This is a genomic window from Grimontia marina (assembly GCF_900060185.1).
GTDB classification, from domain to species: Bacteria; Pseudomonadota; Gammaproteobacteria; order Enterobacterales; family Vibrionaceae; genus Enterovibrio; species Enterovibrio marinus.
Genome location: NZ_FIZY01000023.1, coordinates 41,078 through 60,840, shown reverse-complemented (window position 1 = coordinate 60,840; position 19,763 = coordinate 41,078). Strand labels below are relative to the sequence as shown.

16 protein-coding genes and 1 riboswitch are annotated in these 19,763 nt (G+C 49.8%); of the genes, 6 read left to right on the top strand and 10 right to left on the bottom strand.

Annotation, left to right across the window (positions count from 1 at the left end):
* Positions 1–162 precede the first annotated feature (162 nt).
* The 10 genes from GMA8713_RS13240 to leuA all read right to left on the bottom strand — a co-directional run bounded on the left by GMA8713_RS13240 (position 163) and on the right by leuA (position 11,168).
* A complete protein-coding gene (locus GMA8713_RS13240; RefSeq protein WP_062710526.1) occupies positions 163–1,164 on the bottom strand; it encodes a GGDEF domain-containing protein in 1,002 nt (333 codons plus the stop codon).
* A 93-nt stretch (positions 1,165–1,257) separates the two neighbouring features.
* Positions 1,258–1,947, bottom strand: coding sequence for a thiamine ABC transporter ATP-binding protein (thiQ, locus tag GMA8713_RS13235; RefSeq protein WP_062710523.1), 690 nt, complete (start codon positions 1,945–1,947; stop codon positions 1,258–1,260).
* Positions 1,931–3,532, bottom strand: a complete 1,602-nt coding sequence (gene thiP / locus GMA8713_RS13230) for a thiamine/thiamine pyrophosphate ABC transporter permease (protein WP_062710522.1) — start codon at positions 3,530–3,532, stop codon at positions 1,931–1,933. The genes thiQ and thiP overlap by 17 nt, the downstream gene beginning before the upstream one ends.
* A gap of 4 nt (positions 3,533–3,536) precedes the next feature.
* The gene (gene thiB / locus GMA8713_RS13225) at positions 3,537–4,508 is read right to left on the bottom strand and encodes a thiamine ABC transporter substrate binding subunit (RefSeq protein ID WP_422615200.1); all 972 of its coding nucleotides are present in this window, start codon (positions 4,506–4,508) and stop codon (positions 3,537–3,539) included.
* A 71-nt stretch (positions 4,509–4,579) separates the two neighbouring features.
* A riboswitch (TPP riboswitch) is annotated at positions 4,580–4,682 on the bottom strand.
* Between the two features lie 81 nt (positions 4,683–4,763).
* A complete protein-coding gene (locus GMA8713_RS13220) occupies positions 4,764–5,570 on the bottom strand; it encodes a DUF547 domain-containing protein (protein ID WP_062710513.1) in 807 nt (268 codons plus the stop codon).
* Positions 5,571–5,624: 54 nt separating this feature from the next.
* Positions 5,625–6,374 (bottom strand): DUF4344 domain-containing metallopeptidase, encoded by a 750-nt coding sequence (locus GMA8713_RS13215; protein WP_084387728.1) that lies wholly within the window; start codon positions 6,372–6,374, stop codon positions 5,625–5,627.
* 93 nt (positions 6,375–6,467) lie between these two features.
* The gene (leuD, locus tag GMA8713_RS13210) at positions 6,468–7,070 is read right to left on the bottom strand and encodes a 3-isopropylmalate dehydratase small subunit (protein ID WP_002537722.1); all 603 of its coding nucleotides are present in this window, start codon (positions 7,068–7,070) and stop codon (positions 6,468–6,470) included.
* Positions 7,071–7,080: 10 nt separating this feature from the next.
* Positions 7,081–8,481 (bottom strand): 3-isopropylmalate dehydratase large subunit, encoded by a 1,401-nt coding sequence (leuC, locus tag GMA8713_RS13205; protein WP_062710507.1) that lies wholly within the window; start codon positions 8,479–8,481, stop codon positions 7,081–7,083.
* Between the two features lie 39 nt (positions 8,482–8,520).
* The gene (leuB, locus tag GMA8713_RS13200; RefSeq protein WP_046306228.1) at positions 8,521–9,609 is read right to left on the bottom strand and encodes a 3-isopropylmalate dehydrogenase; all 1,089 of its coding nucleotides are present in this window, start codon (positions 9,607–9,609) and stop codon (positions 8,521–8,523) included.
* A 2-nt stretch (positions 9,610–9,611) separates the two neighbouring features.
* Complete coding sequence (leuA, locus tag GMA8713_RS13195) at positions 9,612–11,168, bottom strand: 2-isopropylmalate synthase (protein ID WP_062710504.1); 1,557 nt, start codon at positions 11,166–11,168, stop codon at positions 9,612–9,614.
* 453 nt (positions 11,169–11,621) lie between these two features.
* On the opposite strand from leuA, the gene GMA8713_RS13190 reads away from it, so the two are divergent.
* From GMA8713_RS13190 to leuO, 6 genes are all read left to right on the top strand, one after another.
* Positions 11,622–12,266, top strand: a complete 645-nt coding sequence (locus GMA8713_RS13190; protein ID WP_062710500.1) for a TetR/AcrR family transcriptional regulator — start codon at positions 11,622–11,624, stop codon at positions 12,264–12,266.
* On the top strand, positions 12,263–13,594 hold the full coding sequence (locus GMA8713_RS13185) for an efflux RND transporter periplasmic adaptor subunit (protein ID WP_062710497.1): 1,332 nt from the start codon (positions 12,263–12,265) through the stop codon (positions 13,592–13,594). The genes GMA8713_RS13190 and GMA8713_RS13185 overlap by 4 nt, the downstream gene beginning before the upstream one ends.
* Positions 13,591–16,707, top strand: coding sequence for an efflux RND transporter permease subunit (locus GMA8713_RS13180; protein WP_062710494.1), 3,117 nt, complete (start codon positions 13,591–13,593; stop codon positions 16,705–16,707). Before GMA8713_RS13185 ends, GMA8713_RS13180 begins: the two co-directional genes overlap by 4 nt.
* A gap of 89 nt (positions 16,708–16,796) precedes the next feature.
* Positions 16,797–17,303, top strand: a complete 507-nt coding sequence (locus tag GMA8713_RS13175; RefSeq protein WP_062710491.1) for a phosphatase PAP2 family protein — start codon at positions 16,797–16,799, stop codon at positions 17,301–17,303.
* Between the two features lie 28 nt (positions 17,304–17,331).
* Complete coding sequence (locus tag GMA8713_RS13170) at positions 17,332–18,468, top strand: MJ1255/VC2487 family glycosyltransferase (protein WP_062710488.1); 1,137 nt, start codon at positions 17,332–17,334, stop codon at positions 18,466–18,468.
* Positions 18,469–18,804: 336 nt separating this feature from the next.
* A complete protein-coding gene (gene leuO / locus GMA8713_RS13165) occupies positions 18,805–19,752 on the top strand; it encodes a transcriptional regulator LeuO (RefSeq protein WP_062710485.1) in 948 nt (315 codons plus the stop codon).
* Positions 19,753–19,763: the final 11 nt, after the last annotated feature.

Sequence of the window (19,763 nt, the reverse complement as noted above, 5' to 3'; positions counted from 1 at the left end):
AATCAATCTGTCTAGATTATCTGACTTGATTATACTCAACCCATTGTGCTGAGGGAAATGATTAATCGGTTTTCTGTCAATCGTTAATGTGATGTAAAAGTGTAACGTACATCCCAAAACAAAAAGCCGCGTTGTGTGGCGGCTTATTAGGCTGAGTGATAGTTAGAACATTTCGACATCGTCTTCGGGCACAAACGATTGGAGTTCGCCACTAGCAATTAAGTCTTCATAGAAGGCGAGTTGACTACGGCCATTTTGTTTGGCTTTGTAGAGTGCTTGGTCAGCATAACCAATCACTGTGATTGCGTTCATCTCATCTTCGCTGATGGCGGCAGCGCCTAGAGAAATAGCAACATCTTTTGCCTGCCCGTAATCCCGCTCGTGAACCGCTTGCATAAAGCGTCTGACGGTACTTTCCATCTCTTCCCGAGATTGCGGATGCATAATCACAACGAACTCATCACCCCCATAGCGGAACAAGATGTCATCTTCGCTGAAGACTTGTTTCATTATTGCTGTGATAAGTAACAATATCTCATCGCCGTAGACATGGCCAAGAGAGTCATTAATGATTTTAAGCTGATCAACATCAAAAAGGCAGACCCAATGAGTGCTGGAAGGGCAGTCGAGAATTGTGTCCCCCTGAATCAGAAAACGGTCAAGCAAAAGGTCTATTTTTGAGGTGAGTACTTTGCGATTGTATAGTCCAGTAAGCCCATCTCTCTCGCTGGCTGAAATGATCTTTTGGTAGTTCTCATAGATTTTTGTTAGCCCTTCGATAAGTTGGACTTCATCGCCTTTCAGTTCATCTGCTTTGCAGAATACAACGGCTTCAATTTCCCCTTTTTCTCCACATCGAACAGGAACTGCCAGTAAGGCTTGATTATCATCATTACTGTATTCAACGATATTCTCACCAATCAGCACGCAGTTTTTGATTACGCGCTCAATAGCATCCCGCTCATCTTCGTAAAGAAAGATGTCCGAACATGCGACAACCATAAACTCTGGGGTGGCTTCTGAATTGTAATCCAACACCAATACCTGATTAGCCGGTGTTAGCTGTAAGACCGTTGTAATAAGGCTTTCGGAAATGGTATCGGACTCAGTCTGGGCTGTAATATCGACCACCGAGTCCAGCACATCGATACTGGTAACAGTCACAATCGCATCTCTCTTATGTGTTAAGTGTCTTAAAAATAAGTATAGATGCGGTTAGTTGATGCGCAATATTTCACCACTAAGCATCATTTAATCTTATGAAAAATAAGGCATTATTGCTTCACTTGGTGCGCTAAGTTCGCTAATTTCAGCGTGATAAACGACCTTTCCACCATCAATAAACAACACCTTATCAGCAATAGCGATGGCATCTTCAGGATGGTGGGTCACCATCAGAATCGTTGTACCCTGAAAACGCGCAAGTTGTTGAACCTCTATAAGCATGTCGCGGCGTAAAGCAGGATCTAAAGAAGAGAATGGCTCGTCGAGAAGCAATATTGGTCTATTGCGAACCAGACATCGCGCCAAGGCAACACGCTGTTTCTGACCTCCTGATAGCTCTCCCGGCTGGCGGTTGAGATAACCTTGCAGCCCAACTTTTTCTGCCGCATCTTCAATGTGAGCTTTTTCTTTCTTACTCAGAGAGAGTTTAGGACTGATACCCAGCGCAATATTGTCAAATGCACTCAGGTGACTGAACAAATTGTGTTCCTGGAAAAGAATAGAGAGTGGGCGTTCATGTGATGGCATTTGTGTGAAGTTGTCATCATTAAAGCTCACCGAGCCTTCTTGAGGCGGCAAAAGCCCACACAGTAAAGAGAGCAGAGTACTTTTTCCTGCACCACTGGGACCTAAAATGGCGGTGATGCTGCCAGGCGCTGCTTCAAAAGAGAAACTTAGCGTTTCAGACTGGTATTGATAATTGAGGTCACTGACGCGCAGCATAACGTTTTCCTGAAATAACTTTTTCGATGAGGGCGTAACTGCCGAGGCTGAGTGCAAACAGAATTAGCGATGCCGCAGCAGCCGCATCCATTTGATAGCTCCCCATTAGGTGGAACAGGTACAAAGGCAGGGTTTGAAAATCCTGACTGCCGACCAGAGCAATCGCACCAAGATCGCCGGTAGAAAGCACAAAACTGATACCGACAGCTCGGGCAATCGGCGTCTTTAGCGCGCGCCATTCAATGAGCTTTAGGCGGTTGATTCCTTTTACGCCGAGGCTACTGCACAGGTTCTGATATTGCTGCGAAAGTTGGAAAGCAGGTGTGCTTAACGTTTTCACCACATAAGGCAACGCCATCAATGTATTGACTGCAAGAACGAGCCAATAAGGTGAACTGAACACATCGATGTGCTCGCGCAGCATCAGAAATAGACCCGTACTAAGGACCACGCTGGGCACCACCAATATCAACGAAGCGGTCATCTCTATACCATCTGCACGCCTGCTTAAACCGCTTAAGCGCCAAAAACGGCTAGTGAGCACAATGGCACTGCCAAGTACAAAAGCGCTAACCGCAGCTCCTGCTGCCAATGATAGGGAGTTGGCTGTTGCCTGCCAAAGCGCTGCGCTTGTGAGTACATTCAGCGCGCTGGGGTTGATACCACTCAGGGCTACCATCAGTAGGGGAGGGATGACAAAAAGTACCGCGAGGGCAATCCATGCGATGTCCCAGATTTTCTCAGCAGTGCTGTCGAGTCTTGGTGGAAGCACAATATCGCTGTCCTTTCCTTGCTGGGAAACCGGACGTGTCAGTCGCTGGATGGCGAGGTGGAAAAGGCCACAAAGCAGCAGTTGCCAGAGTGCCAGCAGCGCACCTGTCTGCAAATCAAAATCAAAGCGGATAGCCTGATAGATAGCAAGTTCAATCGTTGTTGCGCCTGGACCGCCTCCCAGTGCCATCACAGTGGCAAAGCTCGTAAAGCAGAGCATAAAGACCAAACCAATCACATGTGGCAATTGCTGCCGAAGGTAAGGCCATTCCAATAGGCGGAAGCGATGCCATCCGCGCATTCCGAGTTGTTGCGCAAGTCTTTGTTGATCACCTGGAACCCGTTCTAGAGCCTGTACTAGAAGCTGAGTGGAAAATGGCAGGTTAAAGAATACGTGTGCCAGCAAAATGCCAGAAAGGCCATAAATGTTGACGTCCCAGTTCATACCAAGCAAAGGAAGCCAATCTGACAGCAATCCTCTTTTTCCGTAAATCGCCAGAATACCGAATACGCCAACCAGCACAGGCAGGACCAGCGTCATGGAAAATAATTTCAGTAATAAGCGCTTGCCGGGAAATTGCCGACGTGAGAGCGCATGGGCAACAGGAATCGCTAACCCGACGGACAACAGCGTGGAAAGGACTGCCTGCTTAATGCTGAATAGGGTGACATGCTTGAGGTAAGGATCGTGCCAAAGTGAGGCGATATCTAGCGTTGGAGCCTGAGTCAGTAAAGAAAACAACGCGGTGCTAATCAGCACCGCGATGACTGACGCCGACAATATGCCGGGCCAGGTTCTGGAAGGGTTTAGCACGGACTTATTTCACCAGCGCCGATTGCCATTCACGAATCCAGTTGCGGCGGTTGTCGGATACTTTTTCTGGTGCGAATTGCAGACTTTTCGACGGCACAGAAAGGGTGTCGAAGCCTTTTGGCAGTTCAACCCCCGTAACCGGATACATCCACTGACCCGTTGGTACTGCATTTTGGAAGCCATCACTCAGGATGAACTGCATAAATTGATCAGCCAGTTCCTGCCTTTCCGAACTCTTCACTTTCGCTGCCACCTCGACCTGCATGTAGTGGCCTTCTTCAAAGTTAGCACTGCTGAAGTTCGGGTTTTCTTCCGCAATCAGGTGATAAGCCGGAGACGTGGTGTAAGACAGCACCATGTCTGATTCGCCATTCAGGAACATGCTGTAAGCTTCAGACCAGCCTTTGGTCACAGTAACTGTTTTCTCTGCCAGTTGCTGCCAGGCACCCGCAACATCATCGCCGTAAACGGATTTCATCCACAGCATCAGGCCTTGGCCTGGTGTTGATGTACGTGGGTCTTGATAGATAACGGAGATGTCATCACGCTTCTCAACCAGCTCTTTCAGGCTCTTTGGCGGATTTTCCAGCTTGGTTTTGTCATAAACAAAAGCGAAGTAGCCATAGTCGTATGGAACGAATGTGTTGTTGTTCCAACCGTCAGGCAGAGTGACAGACTTTGTGTCCACACTGTGAGCGGCCAGCAGACCGGTCTTCTCTGCTTCAGTCATTAGGTTGGTATCTAAGCCCAGAATGACGTCAGCTTTGCTGTTTTTTCCCTCTAGACGCAGGCGATTAAGGATGGTTACGCCATCTTCCAGAGCCACAAGGTTCAGGGTGCAGTGACATTCTGCTTCGAAGGCTTTTTTAACCGCTGGGCCCGGGCCCCAGTCAGCGGCAAAAGAGTCGTAAGTGTATACTGTCAGGGTATCAGTAGAGTGTGCCAGCGCAGGACCAGCCATGGTCATTGCCAACATCAGAGCAGAAATAGAATATTTCATCGGTGCCTCACGTCAATGTGCGGCGAGGGTGAGGTCATTGAGCGGGTCAGCTTTGGACATCTCATTCCTACGCCAGCATTATCTGGTTCAGGTACATGGGTTTAGCGTTCGCAATCTCAGCCGACGAAGTCAGCACCCCACGAGATGGTCAATATTGTAAACCAATCGTAATGATATAAATAGCAACGGGCGCGTAATGCGCCCGTCTTTAGTTTTTCAACAAAATACATTTTAAGGTTGGTTAAGTGACCAATCGTAATCGTATTTAATTTTACCCTTCCAGCCTTCAAGCTTTGAGCCGTCGCGGTGTTGGTCGATGGCTTTTAGTATTTCTTGCTCGTTATTACCGAAATCTACGCCATACCAGTCGTAGATCGAGGAAAGAGTCAGAGTATTACCGTCAATGCTGGCGCCTTTATTACTGTTGGTGAACTGCTTGGCTGCTGCTTCCAATAGCGCTTCACTGTTATCTGCGGAGAACGCGGTCGTAGCGAGGTTAGGGCAACCCAAGCTAGCACAATTGACCGCATAGTGAATGCGTGAGTCATTCCAGATGGGGCGAAGAATACGGTGCTCAATGTCATTGAGCGTCAATGATTGCCCTGCGATTTTGGCAACTTCATCATCCCAAGGACCAAAACTTAAAAAGCCACCCAGCTTAGTAATTGATTTTACAGGGTACTCGTCGAGAATAAGTTGAACAGTCAGCGCATTGTATAGATTTACCCAGTAAGCAAACTGTTCAGCCTTGCTGTAATTGCGAGGATCCAGAGCAGTCAGATTAGTCAGATATTGACTGAGCAATGCCTTATCAGCCGGACTGACTGCGCTGTAATTGAAAAGATTGTGCTGGCCTTTTTCGAGAAGGTACTTGTCTAGGATTTTCTGCCAATGGCCGTGATCAAATGAAGCAGAGCTAGACTCATTACTCTTTTCCCAAATAGGCCAGAGGTCGCTTTTTGGGGCAGCGAATACAACGGCCGGCGAGAGAAAAGCGATCAAAAGCAAAGGACGCAATAGTGCAAAAATTGGCTTCATGGTGATACTCAGTGAAAAGCTACAATGTGAAAATAGACCGGAGAGTGACTATTTTCATTCACTTTCACTGAGCATTTCTATCACTCTTGACCAGTTGCGCGACTGGGTTTCAAATTCATAAGGACAAAACAAATCCCGTTCTGCCTCGACAAGCTCAGGATCCATTAAATCCTCAAATTTCTCAGGATCGCTGCCGTAGATCAAACATAGCGATCTTGCGTAGCGCTGGGCATCGAGACTGTGCTCTCCCCACATGGAAACATCATCGATAAACTCAGTGTCCATATCCTCGATGGCAAAAAGATCGACGCCAATAAATGCGGTTTCAGCGTCATAAAACTTAATGATGGATAGCGTAGCAAAACTGTCGACGGCGTCTTCCTCTTTGCCGAGTGCTGGGAAATCCCACAGAAAAAGATACGCATGTCCATACTCATGCAGCAAGGTGTGAATAATCGACGCCTTCGTGGCTTCATCCGGTGTAATACCTTCGTGGGAAGGAGGGACGCTCTGGAATTTTTCTTTCGCGTAACGCACAAATTCGTAAGGCATTTGAATAGTTGTGGTATCAGGGTCAAAGAGTGGCCCGTCCAGATCTCCAAAACGGATGGTCAATGTGTCAGGAAGGGGAGCGTAGTCATTGACCAGTTTTACTGTCTCTTTGGTAACGTTCTCAACCAACTGTTTAGCTGTTTTATCCTCTGAGGTCGTAGGCGTGTCAAAGATAAGCTTGGTCTCGGCACTCACTTGCACTGTGTTAAGGAAAAACAACACTACCATTGCAGTGATAACTGGGCGCATCATGACCTTCCTTGTCGACGTGGCTTTCTACCAGCATAGAAAAAGCCGACTCAAAGAGTCGGCTTTATTGTGAGATTTAGTTGATAAATCCAATTGTTAGGAAAGAAAAGCAGGGATCTTACTTTCGTATTCTGCGATCTTTTCTTCGTGTTGAAGCGTCAAGCCGATGCTGTCTAAGCCATTCAGCAAGCAATGACGGCGGAACTCGTCGATTTCGAACGAGTAGGTTTTGCCACCGGCAGACACAGTTTGCGCTTCCAGATCCAACGCGATCTCCGCGCCTTCATTGGCTTCCACAAACTTAAACAGTTCGTCGACTTCTGCTTCAGTTAGCTTAACAGGTACCATCTGGTTATTGATGGAGTTGCCGTAGAAGATGTCCGCAAAGCTTGGCGCGATCATCACTTTGAAGCCGAAATCAGCCAGTGCCCAAGGTGCGTGCTCACGGGATGAACCACAACCAAAGTTCTCGCGTGCCAGCAGCACACTTGCGCCTTTGTACCGAGGTTGGTTCAGCACAAACTCTGGGTTGTCCTGCTGACCTGCATCGTCCAGAAAACGCCAGTCGTGAAACAGGTGCTTACCAAAACCGGTGCGGGTCACTTTCTGCAAAAATTGCTTTGGAATGATGGCATCAGTATCGACGTTTGCTGCGTCCAGCGGTGCCACCAAGCCTGTGTGTTGTTTAATTCCTGACATGGTGGGCTCCTTATAAGCTGTTTACGTCAACAAAGTGACCAGCAACGGCTGCAGCAGCTGCCATTGCCGGGCTCACCAGGTGAGTACGTCCTTCGCGACCCTGACGGCCTTCGAAGTTACGGTTACTGGTGGATGCACAGCGCTCTTTTGGTCCAAGGCGGTCATTGTTCATCGCCAGACACATAGAGCAACCTGGCAGACGCCATTCAAAGCCAGCTTCAACGAAAATCTTGTCCAGACCTTCTGCTTCGGCTTGCGCTTTTACCTGCTCAGAGCCCGGCACTACCAGCGCCTGAACGCCTGCAGCCACTTTACGGCCTTTGGCAACAGCCGCTGCGGCGCGCATGTCTTCGATACGTGAATTGGTGCAAGAGCCGATAAACACTTTATCGATGGTGATATCAGTAATTTTCTGGCCAGCTTCGATGCCCATGTAGCGAAGCGCACGCTCTGCAGAGTGACGCTCGATAGGGTCGCTAAAGCTTTCCGGTGCTGGAACCACATCGTTGATACCCACCACCTGACCTGGGTTAGTGCCCCAAGTGACTTGGTTGGAGATGTCTGCCGCTTCCAACGTGACGATAGTGTCGAACTCAGCGTCAGCATCAGTTTTCAGGCTGTTCCAGTATTCAACAGCTGCATCCCAGTCTGCGCCAGTTGGTGAAAACTTGCGGCCTTGCAGGTATTCAAAGGTGGTTTGATCCGGTGCCACCAGACCCGCTTTCGCGCCCAGCTCGATCGCCATATTACAGACCGTCATGCGGCCTTCCATGGTCAAATCTTCAATCGCCTGACCACAGAACTCAACCACGTGACCGGTACCACCTGCGTGGCCGACTTTACCGATGATCGCGAGGACGATATCTTTCGCGGTCACGCCTTCAGCGACCTTGCCTTTGACCTCAATTTTCATGGTCTTGGCACGGCCTTGCTTCAGGGTTTGAGTCGCCAGTACGTGTTCAACTTCAGAGGTACCGATACCGAATGCCAGTGCACCAAACGCGCCGTGGGTTGCAGTATGGGAATCGCCACAAACAATGGTGGTGCCCGGCAGGGTAATACCCAGCTCAGGACCCATCACGTGAACAATACCCTGGTAAGGGTGGTTCAAATCGTAAAGGGTGACGCCGAACTCTTCACAGTTCTTTGCCAACGTTTCCATCTGAATTTTTGCCATCTCGCCCGAGGCATTGATGTCTTTGGTCTCAGTAGAAACGTTGTGATCCATGGTCGCGAAGGTTTTAGAAACCTGACGCACTTTACGACCGTGTTGACGTAGGCCATCAAACGCCTGAGGAGAGGTCACTTCATGGACCAAGTGACGGTCGATATACAGCAACGGGGTTTCGCCCGGTGCTTCTACGACGATATGCGCGTCGTAGATTTTTTCGTAAAGGGTTTTTGCTGACATTGCCCTGTCTTCCTTAATAATTATGTGCTTCCAGTGCGCTTAGGCTTCGCTTACATACGCTGCAATCTTATCACCCATTTCGGATGTGGTCAGCGGGGTCGCATCGCCAGCCAGATCAGCTGTTAGCTCGCCCGCTTCCAGCGCTTGGCTGACCGCAGCTTCGATAGCGCGTGCAGCGTCTTCTTCGCCAAGGCTGTAGCGCAGCATCAGAGCGGCAGACAGGATTTGCGCCACTGGGTTGGCAATGTTCTTACCTGCAATATCCGGTGCAGAACCACCTGCGGGCTCGTAAAGGCCAAACTTGCTGTCGTTGAGGCTTGCAGATGGCAGCATGCCCATGGAGCCAGTGATCATCGCGCACTCATCAGAGATGATGTCACCGAAGATGTTAGAACACAGCATGACATCAAACTGCGATGGGTCTTTGATCAGCTGCATGGTCGCGTTGTCGATGTAGATGTGTGACAGCTCAACATCTGGGTAGTCTTTCGCGATTTCTTCTACCACTTCGCGCCAAAGGATAGAGCTTTGCAATACGTTCGCTTTATCTACTGACATTACCTTTTTGCGGCGAAGACGTGCAGACTCAAACGCGATGCGCGCAATACGCTCGATTTCATAGCGATAGTAAACTTCCGTGTCGAACGCCTTCTCTTCTGCGCCAGAGCCTTCACGGCCTTTAGGCTGACCAAAGTAGATACCGCCGGTCAGTTCACGTACCACTACGATGTCAAAACCTCGCTCAGAGATATCCGCACGAAGTGGTGAGAAAGCTTCAAGGCCGGCATGAATCTGCGCGGGACGAAGGTTACAGAACAGTTGGAAATGCTTACGCAGTGGCAACAGCGCACCACGCTCAGGCTGTTCATTCGGTGGCAAGTGTTCCCACTTAGGGCCACCCACCGAACCAAACAGCACCGCATCAGCCGCTTCACACCCTTTCAGGGTTGCGTCTGGTAGTGGGGTGCCGTGGTTGTCGATGGCGATACCACCGACATCGTATTCTGTTTTCTCAAAGCTAATGCCAAATTTAGCGCTTACGGCATCAAGAACTTTGTGGGCTTGTTGCATCACTTCCGGGCCAATACCGTCTCCCGGTAGAACGGCAATCTTATAGGTGCCTGCCATGGTTACACTGTCTCCATTTTTAATGTTGCTTGTTCTTTTATTTGCGCGATGCGGTCAGCGCGGTAAATGCTGTTAATCACATGCAGCAATGCCTGACCTGAGGCTTCAATAATGTCTGTTGAGACGCCCGTACCGTGGTACTTGCGACCTTTATAATTGGCGATGATGTCTGCCTGACCCAAGCCATCTTCCCCTTCGCCTTTGGCGGTCAGGTCAAACTTGTCCAGCACAATGTCATAGCCAGTGATGCGGTAAATGACCTGATACAGTGCATCAACCGGGCCGTTACCAATCGCAGCGTCGCTGACTTCCTCATCGCCGCACTGCAGGCTGACGGTTGTGGTTGCCATCACACTGCCACTTTGTACGCTCAGATACTTCAGCTTGTAGAAGTCATCTTCTTCCTGCAAGTTGTTGAAGAACATCAAAGCTTCCAGATCATAATCGAAAACCTGACCCTTGCGGTCTGCCAGTTTCAAGAAAGATTCGTACAAGTTGTCCAGGTTGTAGTCGTCGTCACTGTAGCCCATGGTATCCATGTGGCTCTTCACCGCCGCGCGGCCTGAACGGCTGGTCAGGTTCAATGCTTTCTGACCCAGACCAATCGACTCTGGCGTCATAATCTCGTAGGTGTTCTTGTTCTTCAGCATGCCATCTTGGTGAATACCAGAGCTGTGGCTGAATGCATTGGTGCCGACAATCGCTTTGTTGGACTGAATCGGCATATTACACAGCTGGCTGACCATCTTACTGGTGCGGCTGATTTCTTTGTGATTGATGCCTGTTTCCACCCCTAACAACTCGCTGCGGGTTTTGATGATCATCGCAATCTCTTCCAGCGCACAGTTACCGGCACGCTCACCGATACCATTGATGGTGCCTTCAATCTGGCGCGCACCTGCTTGAACTGCAGCAATCGAGTTGGCGACCGACATGCCCAAGTCATCGTGACAGTGAACCGAAATCACTGCTTTGTCGATGTTTGGCACGCGGTTGAACAGGGTTTCGATAATGCCACCGAACTCACCCGGTACGGTGTAGCCCACGGTATCAGGGATATTGACCGTGGTAGCTCCGGCTTTGATGGCTTCTTCCACCATGCGGCACAGGTTATCAATCGGCGTACGGCCTGCATCTTCACAGGAGAATTCCACGTCATCTGTGTAGCGACGAGCGCGTTTGACGGCATTCACACCCATTTCAACAACTTGGTCGTAGCTACGGCGAAGTTTGTCCTGAACGTGAATAGTAGAAGTGGAAAGGAAAGTGTGGATACGGAACGCTTCAGCAACTTTGAGGGATTCAGCGGCGACGTCGATATCTTTATCGACTGCACGGGACAAAGCACAAATGCGACTATTCTTAACCGATTTTGCGATCGTCTGGACGGATTCGAAATCACCCGGGCTTGAAACAGGGAAGCCAGCTTCAATCACATCCACACCCAGACGCTCCAGCGCCAGTGCAATCTGCAACTTCTCTTTTACAGTCAAACTGGCGGACAGCGCTTGTTCGCCGTCGCGTAATGTGGTGTCAAATATGATGACTTGGTCTTTCATGGTCGTTCCCTCATGTGCCGTTATTAGGTTGTACTCCGCACCTTTGGCAGGTCATACAAAAAACCCGCGCCTTGGCGCGGGTTTCGTGTGTCAGGTGAAAACTGTTTTCAATCCATGACCTACCCGCGCGAACAATTCACGAGAAGTAGAAGGTCTAGAAGGAAAATGCGTTTCATCATTTGTAACAGTTCTCTAAAGATGTCTGCACAAATGAATACCAAACAGCTTACTAAAGCGTCAATATCAAATTAGAAAATAACAAGAAAGCGTCACTCATAATGTTAACTGTGGTTTAAAAAACTGCTTTTTAAGTAAAAAACCAGAGTATTCATCTGTGTCTATTTTTTGAACGGAAATTCATCACAATCCTATGCTCTAGGGAATTAAATGGCGCGAAAAGAGACCGAACAGGGAGTAGTATAAATTCAACGCTGATGAATTACGGATGATGCCATGACCAAAAAACCAGGTCGACCAATGGGAGGCTCTGATGCCAGAGCTGCGCTGATCGGCGAAGCCCAACGCTTTTTTCACAAACAACCCTATCACAAGGTGTCGACACGCCGTATTGCAGAAAATGCTGGTGTCGATGTGGCGATGATCCGCTATTACTTTGGCAATAAAGCTGGCTTGTTTGAGGCCATGGTCAGAGAGACAGCGGCGCCGATGATCACCCGAATGCGTCAGGCGGTTGAAGAAGGGAAAATTGAAAGCCTTAATGATGTAGTCACAACGTTTTACCGCGAGATGTCTACAGGACCTAATCTGCCTACGTTGATCTTCCGTAGCATGATGCTGGATGAAGACGATCAGCAGCGACAGGTGGTTGAAAAGCTGTTTCAGGACATTCTCTTGCCCCTTCATCAATTACTCTTTCAGCGTCTACAGGAAAAAGGCGCTTTGAGAAAAGACATCGATCCGGAACTTGCACGAATGAGCTTCTCAAGCTTGATGGTGTTTCCATTTATCATTCCCACGGCGCTCGCTGACATTCAAGGGATCACCATGGACAGTGCTTTTCTGGAAAAACTCGCCAAACACAACGCCGCACTTCTGCAACACGGAATTTTCAAGGTTCAGGGAGACAACACACTATGACACTTAGCCGTAAACTGCTTTTCTTTCCCGCCTTGGCTGTCGGTATCGCGGTGCTCTTCATTGCGATAAGCAGCAGGCCTGATGTGCCTGTGAAACCCGCCCAATCGAAAGCACGAGCGGTGGATGTCATCACTTTAGAGCAGTCTAACATTGCCCCAGTGGTCACAGGTTTTGGCCGGGTGACACCGAAGCTCACTTGGCAGGCAATTGCGGAAGTGAACGGCAAAGTGATTTACCGCAATCCTGCTTTGGAAAAAGGACGAGTGCTGCCTGCGGGCACTGAGCTATTACGCATCGACCCGACTGACTATCAACTGGCGGTGGCACAGGCTCAGGCAGATGTGAGTGTTCGGGAAGCGCGTTTGGCGAAACTGGAACTGGATGAGTCCAATCTGAAAACCACGCTGGCGATAGAGAAGCGCAGACTGGCCCTTAGCCGCGATGAACTGACGCGACAAAAGAATCTGCGCAAAAAAGGTCTGACATCACAATCAGACCTGGACAACGAACAGCAGGCATTTCTTTCCCAGCAAACCCGTGTTCAGGACCTGGAAGCTCAGCTAAAAGTTCTGCCGGACGAAAAACGTATCACTGAATCAGAACTTGAAGCGAGCAATCTAGCGCTGGAACAAGCCCAGAGAAATCTCGATAAAACCCAAATCGTTTTACCAATCGACAGCCGCATTGCGGAAGTAAACATCGAACGTGATCAGGTTGTCACGCCGCAGCAAGTGATGGTTATCGCCCACGGCCTTGGTGCGGTAGAGGTGGATGCGCAGGTCTCCATTCATGACATACAGACGGTTTTCGACACCTTAAACGGCGAGCAAAGCGAGGGGTTTGCCGAGAAACTGCATCAGCTCAACGCGAGTGTGAACCTTTCCAGCGGGAGCTTTAAAGAGGAATGGCCTGCCAAGGTGGCGCGTCTCAGTGATACGGTCAGCCTGAATCAGGCGACGGTCGGCGTTATCCTCGAAATTGCACTGGGCGAAGAGCAAACCCAAGGGATTGCTGCCCAGCCAAGTCTGGTTAATGGCATGTTTGTTAAAGCGACGATTGAAGGCAAACCCGTTTCCCATTGGGTGATCCCGGAGCGTGCCCTTCGCGGTGACAAGGTCTATCTGATGGAAGACGGAGCATTGAAAGTGATGCCGGTTACCATTTTGTTCAGGCGCGGAGAGAGCGTTGCGATCGCCGGGGATCTGAAAGCGGGTCAGCAACTGGTGCTGAACGATCTTCTACCCGCCGTGCCTGGAATGGAACTTCGCGCGGTGACCCTAAACGGTGACGTGGTAGAAAACAATGCGGTGAACGGGGAGGCATCATGATCCGTTTCTTCGCCCGTCACCCGACAGCCGCTAACTTGCTGATGCTAACGTTGATCCTTCTTGGGTTAACGTCACTGCCACAACTCAAGCGTGAAACCTTTCCTGAGTTTGCGCCGCCTTTTATTCTCGCCACGGTAGTGTATCCCGGCGCCAGCCCTGAGCAGGTAGAGCAAAATATCTGCCTGTTGATGGAAGACGCGGTAGACGGTCTTTCCAACATCGTTGAAACCCGCTGTGAAGCGGTGGAAGGTTCGGCAGGGTTAGTGGTGAAGCTCGATGCCCAAGCTGATATCTCCCGCATGCTGGTGGACATCCAAACCCAAATCAACGCTATCAATAACTTCCCAAGTGATATTGAGCCCCCTGTGGTGCGTGAGCTTGACTGGAATGAGCCCGTGGTCGATGTGGCGATTGCTGCTGATACCGATTGGGTGGGGCTTAAAGCCTACGCAGAGGATCTCAAGCAGACACTTAAACGTGATTACGATGTCCCCTTGGTCAGTGTGGCGGGCTTTTCGGGCAAGCAAATCCGCATTGAAGTGCGAGAGAGTGCGCTTCGCCAGCTAGGGTTAAGTGTTTCTGATATTGCCGCTCAGGTCAGTGCGCAGAACATTAACCTCCCTAGCGGTAACGTTGAGCTTGATAACAAGAGCCTGCTGATCCGCTTTGACGAAAGACGGATTGCCGCTGACACATTGGGGCAAATCGTGGTTGCCGCAGACAGCGACGGCGGCGTGATTCGCTTGCAGGATATCGCCACCCTGACCGAGCGCTTTGAGCTGGATGAACAACAGGTGTGGTTTGATGGCAAACCTTCGGCGCTGCTTAAAATCAGCAAAAACAAAGCTGACGATGCCCTTCGCATTAAAGAAAAAGTCGCGCAGTTTGTTGATGACGAACGGGCCCGTACCCCAAATGGCGTGACGCTCAACCTTACCAACGATTTCTCGTCGCTGCTTTGGGATCGTCTGACCATGATGACCCGCAATGCCTGGCAAGGGGTGATCCTAGTGTTTGGTGTGATGTGGATGTTCTTCTCGCTGCGCTATTCATTCTGGGTGGCGGCAGGCTTACCCGTTGCCTTCCTCGGTAGCTTCTTTTTGATGGCGCAACTTGGGCTTTCCATCAACATCATGTCGCTGGTAGCGCTCTTAATGGCTATCGGTATCATGATGGATGACGCCATTGTGATATCCGAATCCATCGCCTCACATATCGATCGGGGGCAAAAACTTGAAGATGCTGTGGTCAACGGGGTCAAGAAGGTACTTCCCGGCGTGGTGTCTTCTTATCTCACGACGGTGTGTATATTCGGGAGCTTGATCTTCTTGCAAGGGGAAATGGGAGCGGTGCTCCGGGTCGTGCCTATGGTACTGATCCTGGTGCTCACACTCAGTCTTGTCGAAGCCTTCCTTATTCTGCCGCATCACTTGCAGCATTCTTTGGCGAAAGCCAAAGCGCCAAAACCTGATTTGGCTTTCAAACGCATCTTTCTCGAGAAGTTTGAAGCTTTCCGCGCAGGTAAACTGGCGGAGTTGGTTACCAGTGCCGTGAAATGGCGTTATCCCTTTGTGGGAGGGGTGATAGCCATGCTTTTGATTTCAGTTTCACTGTTGGCATCCGGTCAACTGCGGTTTGTCGGCTTTCCAGAGCTCGATGGGGATATTGCGGAGGCCCGCGTCATTTTGCCGCCCGGCTCATCACTGGCGCAAACCGAGGCTGTTGTCGCGACACTGGTTGCCTCAGCGAATCGAGTGGGTGAGCGACTAAGTGAAGAAAATGAGAGTGGCGAGCCTTTGGTGGAGCACATTACCGAGCAATTCAACTTTAACGCCGATGCCGATGAAAGTGGTCAGCATATCGCGACTGTGAGGCTTGATTTGTTGAGTGCGGAGATCCGCAGCACCTTGATTGATGACTTCATCTCAGACTGGGAAAAAGAAACCGGCGTGCTGACCGATCCTATTTCCATGGTGTTCAAGCAGCCCGCGTTTGGACCCGGTGGACGCGACTTTGATATTCGCTTGCAACATGACAATTTGAACGAGTTGAAACAAGCCTCGGTCGCCATCCAGCAGTTTATCAGCCAGTTTCAGGGCGTGTCAGGGGTTCTCGATGACATGCGGCCCGGCAAGGAAGAAGTGAAAGTCACGCTACGTCCCGGCGCGGAAGCTTTTGGCGTAAACGGCCAATTGATAGCTCGGCAGCTTCGTGCTGCTTATTTCGGCCAGACAGCAGATGAAATTCAGGTTGGTCCAGAAAGTATCGAGATTGATGTGCGGCTTGATAGCGACGATGCTGCTAGCCTGCAAAGCTTCGCCAACTTCCCGATTGTGCTGCCCGATGGTAGTCAGGTGCCGCTTTCTACCGTGGCTGAGCTTAATTACCAGCGTAACTTTGTTCGCATTCAGCGTATTGATGGCTTACGGACGCTAAGTGTATACGGTGACGTGGTACAGAGTCAGGTGAGTATCGGTGATGTTTTGGCGCAATTAAAACGTGATGTGATCCCAGGGCTAGAAACGAAATATCCGGGGTTACGCGTGTTGTTTGAAGGCCAGAGTCAGGACACGGCTGAGACCAGTCAATCCATGAGCATTGGTTTTGCTCTGGGCTTGTTCGGTATCTTCGTGATCCTGAGTTATCAATTCCGCAGCTATCTGGAACCCTTTGTGGTTTTGATTGCCATTCCGCTTGCCTTAATTGGCGTGCTGTGGGGGCATTGGCTGCTTGGGCATCCGCTCAGTATGCCAAGCCTGATGGGGTTTGTGTCGCTGGCTGGCGTGGTGGTGAATGACTCCATCTTGCTGGTGCAATATATCCGTCACCACTTGGATGAAGGTGAAGATATTTATGATGCGGTGGTGCGCGCCAGTCAGGAACGTTTCCGCGCGGTCTTTCTGACATCACTGACGACGGCTGCTGGCTTATTGCCGCTTCTGTTGGAAACCAGTTTGCAGGCTCAGGTGGTGAAACCTCTGGTGATTTCCATTGTGTTCGGGATTTTCACATCGACACTGTTGGTGCTGTTTATGATCCCGGCAGCCTACGCCATACTGGCCGACTTCGGCAAAGTGAAAAAGCACGAGTCTCTGCACGGAGATTTTGCTTAAAAGTTCATCAACTCGTCTGCAAAGCGTCACGGGACTGTCATTCCTGACTCCTAATCTGAACCGGTAACGTGAAGAATTGGAGCAGATGAATGCGGAGTCTCGTCGCTATCCAAAGGGTGGATAATGCCGTGTCCACCCTTTGCCTTAATCACCGTTTCAGTGCGGATATCGCACGGATTTTCCGTTGGGTTTCTAAAAGTGGAGACGGTCACCTTTATGCGGCAATAGGCGTTTTGCTTGCGCTTTTCGGCGGTATGCAGGGTCTGCATTTCCTGATCGTCGGTCTGATGGCGTTTGCCATTGAAGTCCCTCTTTTTATGTGGCTGAAAAGACGTTTCCGCCGAGCAAGACCACAACATCTTCCTTCATTTATTACACCGTCAGATCTCTACAGCATGCCTTCCGGACACACGGCAGCGGCATTTGTGATGGCGGCATTACTGAGTCACTTCTATCCCGAATTCAGCCATGTCTACTGGGGATGGGCCGCTGCGATTGGCGCTTCCCGTGTGTTGCTTGGTGTTCATTTCATTACCGATGTTATCGTCGGTGCCTTGCTTGGATTGGCCTGCGCGTCATTAGCTTTGATGGCCTGATGAGTGGGAAACAACAACGAGAACCTACATGAAAATACTTTATGGCGTGCAAGGCACAGGGAATGGGCATATTTCCCGTGCACGTGCGATGGCAGACGCTTTTTCCAATCTGCAACATGTTGAGGTGAAGTTCCTGTTCTCTGGTCGTCCTGCATCGGAGTATTTTGATATGGACGTGTTCGGGGAGTATGAAGTGCGTCGCGGGCTCACCTTTGTCAGCGAGGCGGGGAAAGTCAGCATGCTGAAAACCACGTTGAACAACAGTCTAGTGTCGTTCGTCCGCGAAGTGCGGGAGCTGGATGTGTCGGGCTATGATCTGGTGGTTTCTGACTTTGAGCCGGTTTCGGCACATGCTGCGAAACGACAAGGTGTGCCGACGGTGTCCGTCAGTCACCAGTCTGCGTTTGCCTTCGACGTACCGAAGCAGGGGCAATCCCTGCTGGATAAGCTCATCATGCATTACTTTGCGCCGACAGAGACGAAAATCGGCTTGCACTGGTACCACTTCAATCAGCCTGTCTTGCCGCCGATCATTGATCTTCAAACGGTGGAACCCACTAAAAATGGCACTATTTTGACGTATCTTCCGTTTGAAAATCTGGAAGAGGTTGTTCGGGTGCTACAACATTTTCCGCAGCGGTTTATCTGTTTTCATCCATCCTGTCAGGAAGCGAGAGTGGAGGATAATGTGGATGTCCGTCCATTGAGTAAGGCAGCTTTCCACAAGGTATTGGCAAGCTGTGACGGTGTCATTGCCAATGGTGGGTTTGAACTGCCTTCAGAGGCGTTATCGCTGGGCAAGAAGTTGCTACTTAAACCGCTCAGTGGTCAGTTTGAGCAGCAAAGTAATGTTTCGACGCTGGATACACTGGGGTTGGCAACTTCGATGGAATCACTGGATTTGGATACGATTCGTGAATGGTTGAAGCAGACAGAAAGCAGTCGCGTCAAATACCCAAACGTTGCTTCAGAACTGGCAGCATGGTTGGGGGAAGGAGATTTAAGCACCCTGCCTTTGCTTCGAGAATCCCTTTGGTCGCAGGTATCATTTCCAGAGCATGTCACCGATCTTTTGTCAGATTTCTGGCCTCAAAAGACTCGGAAGAGAGCCATGCTCAGCATGAGGCTGCCGTCACAGGCAAATAAAAGTTTGCGTCAGCATTGATGAAGTGAATGTGTAACTAACAAGGTCGTTGGTTGTGTTTTTTAGAGCTAAGAGGCTGTTTATCAGCCTCTTTTTTATTTTATTTTTAGGTTTTTACCATTTCCGTCGCACATGATTTTATAACAATTTACTGGGGTGTATTTATCCGATCATGTTACTAAGTTGGTGCCTTGGTTAGCGTGTGTTCAGTTTCACTCATTATGCTGGGGCATGAGCAAGCTAAGTTGCCTAACTGATGCCTTTCGACCCTTTTCAATTTAAATACTCATTTTCAGGGTCGTTCGGTGTTTTGGGTGGCGTACGCTATACATTTACTCCTTCCTTTAGGGTTTCGCTATGACGCAGAAAGAGTCGGTTAACAATATTGAAAACCGTACGGATACGACGTTAAGAAGTGTTGATCTCAATCTCATCACTGTTTTTGATGCAGTGATGCAAGAACAAAACATTACACGCGCCGCACAAAGTCTAGGCATGTCACAACCAGCGGTGAGTAATGCAGTGTCGCGTCTTAAAGTGATGTTTAACGATGAGCTGTTTGTTCGAAATGGCCGCGGCATTAAACCTACACAACGTGCCCGTCAGTTATTTGGCCCGATTCGCCAGGCGATCCAGTTAATCAAGAATGAGTTGCCGACCTCAGTCTTTATTCCTGAAACCAGCAACCGTACATTCCGTCTGGCAATTTGCAGCCCATCAGACATGCGTTTTGTTCCGCAAATCCTGAACACGATTTCTTCCGTTGCACCAAGCGTGAAGGTTCAGGTAGAGACGGAATTTGATCGTGATATCGCGCGTAAGCTGCGTTATCAGGAAGTGGACTTTGTGATTGATTACCTTCATTTCAACGAGTTGGGCTTCAGCAGCACAGAAATGTTCAATGATGAGCTTGTCGTGGTGGCGAGTAAGAATCACCCACGTCTTACTGAAAGCATTACCGCGAAAGAGCTGGCATCTGAAGCGCATGCAGTACTTAAACGCAATGGTGAAATGCAGGGTTACGCAGAAGCACTTTACCGTGATGGCCGTTACCGCGAAGCGTACCAGGGCGTTAGCTTGAGCAACATCCTATACGTGGTTAGCCAATCACAGTTGGTGGCTGTGGCACCTCGCTGGATGATCGAAGCAGGCAACAATCGCGATAACCTGAAAATGCTGCCACTGCCGCTGGATAACAACCGTATTAGCGGTTACCTGAGCTGGCATGCGTCTGCAGAGAAAGACAAAGGGCATCTTTGGATGCGAGATCAACTGCTGTCTATCTGCGGCAATTCGTTGGTATAAACCGCGTAAAA

Bases quoted from the DNA above. Each gene is read 5' to 3' on its own strand.
- leuB (WP_046306228.1), bottom strand. From the start codon at position 9,609: ATGGCAGGCACCTATAAGATTGCCGTTCTACCGGGAGACGGTATTGGC.
- GMA8713_RS13215 (WP_084387728.1), bottom strand. From the start codon at position 6,374: ATGATGCGCCCAGTTATCACTGCAATGGTAGTGTTGTTTTTCCTTAAC.
- GMA8713_RS13185 (WP_062710497.1), top strand. From the start codon at position 12,263: ATGACACTTAGCCGTAAACTGCTTTTCTTTCCCGCCTTGGCTGTCGGT.
- GMA8713_RS13190 (WP_062710500.1), top strand. From the start codon at position 11,622: ATGACCAAAAAACCAGGTCGACCAATGGGAGGCTCTGATGCCAGAGCT.
- thiQ (WP_062710523.1), bottom strand. From the start codon at position 1,947: ATGCTGCGCGTCAGTGACCTCAATTATCAATACCAGTCTGAAACGCTA.
- GMA8713_RS13170 (WP_062710488.1), top strand. From the start codon at position 17,332: ATGAAAATACTTTATGGCGTGCAAGGCACAGGGAATGGGCATATTTCC.
- thiB (WP_422615200.1), bottom strand. From the start codon at position 4,508: ATGTTGGCAATGACCATGGCTGGTCCTGCGCTGGCACACTCTACTGAT.
- leuA (WP_062710504.1), bottom strand. From the start codon at position 11,168: ATGAAAGACCAAGTCATCATATTTGACACCACATTACGCGACGGCGAA.
- leuO (WP_062710485.1), top strand. From the start codon at position 18,805: ATGACGCAGAAAGAGTCGGTTAACAATATTGAAAACCGTACGGATACG.
- GMA8713_RS13220 (WP_062710513.1), bottom strand. From the start codon at position 5,570: ATGAAGCCAATTTTTGCACTATTGCGTCCTTTGCTTTTGATCGCTTTT.
- leuC (WP_062710507.1), bottom strand. From the start codon at position 8,481: ATGTCAGCAAAAACCCTTTACGAAAAAATCTACGACGCGCATATCGTC.
- GMA8713_RS13175 (WP_062710491.1), top strand. From the start codon at position 16,797: ATGCGGAGTCTCGTCGCTATCCAAAGGGTGGATAATGCCGTGTCCACC.
- leuD (WP_002537722.1), bottom strand. From the start codon at position 7,070: ATGTCAGGAATTAAACAACACACAGGCTTGGTGGCACCGCTGGACGCA.
- GMA8713_RS13180 (WP_062710494.1), top strand. From the start codon at position 13,591: ATGATCCGTTTCTTCGCCCGTCACCCGACAGCCGCTAACTTGCTGATG.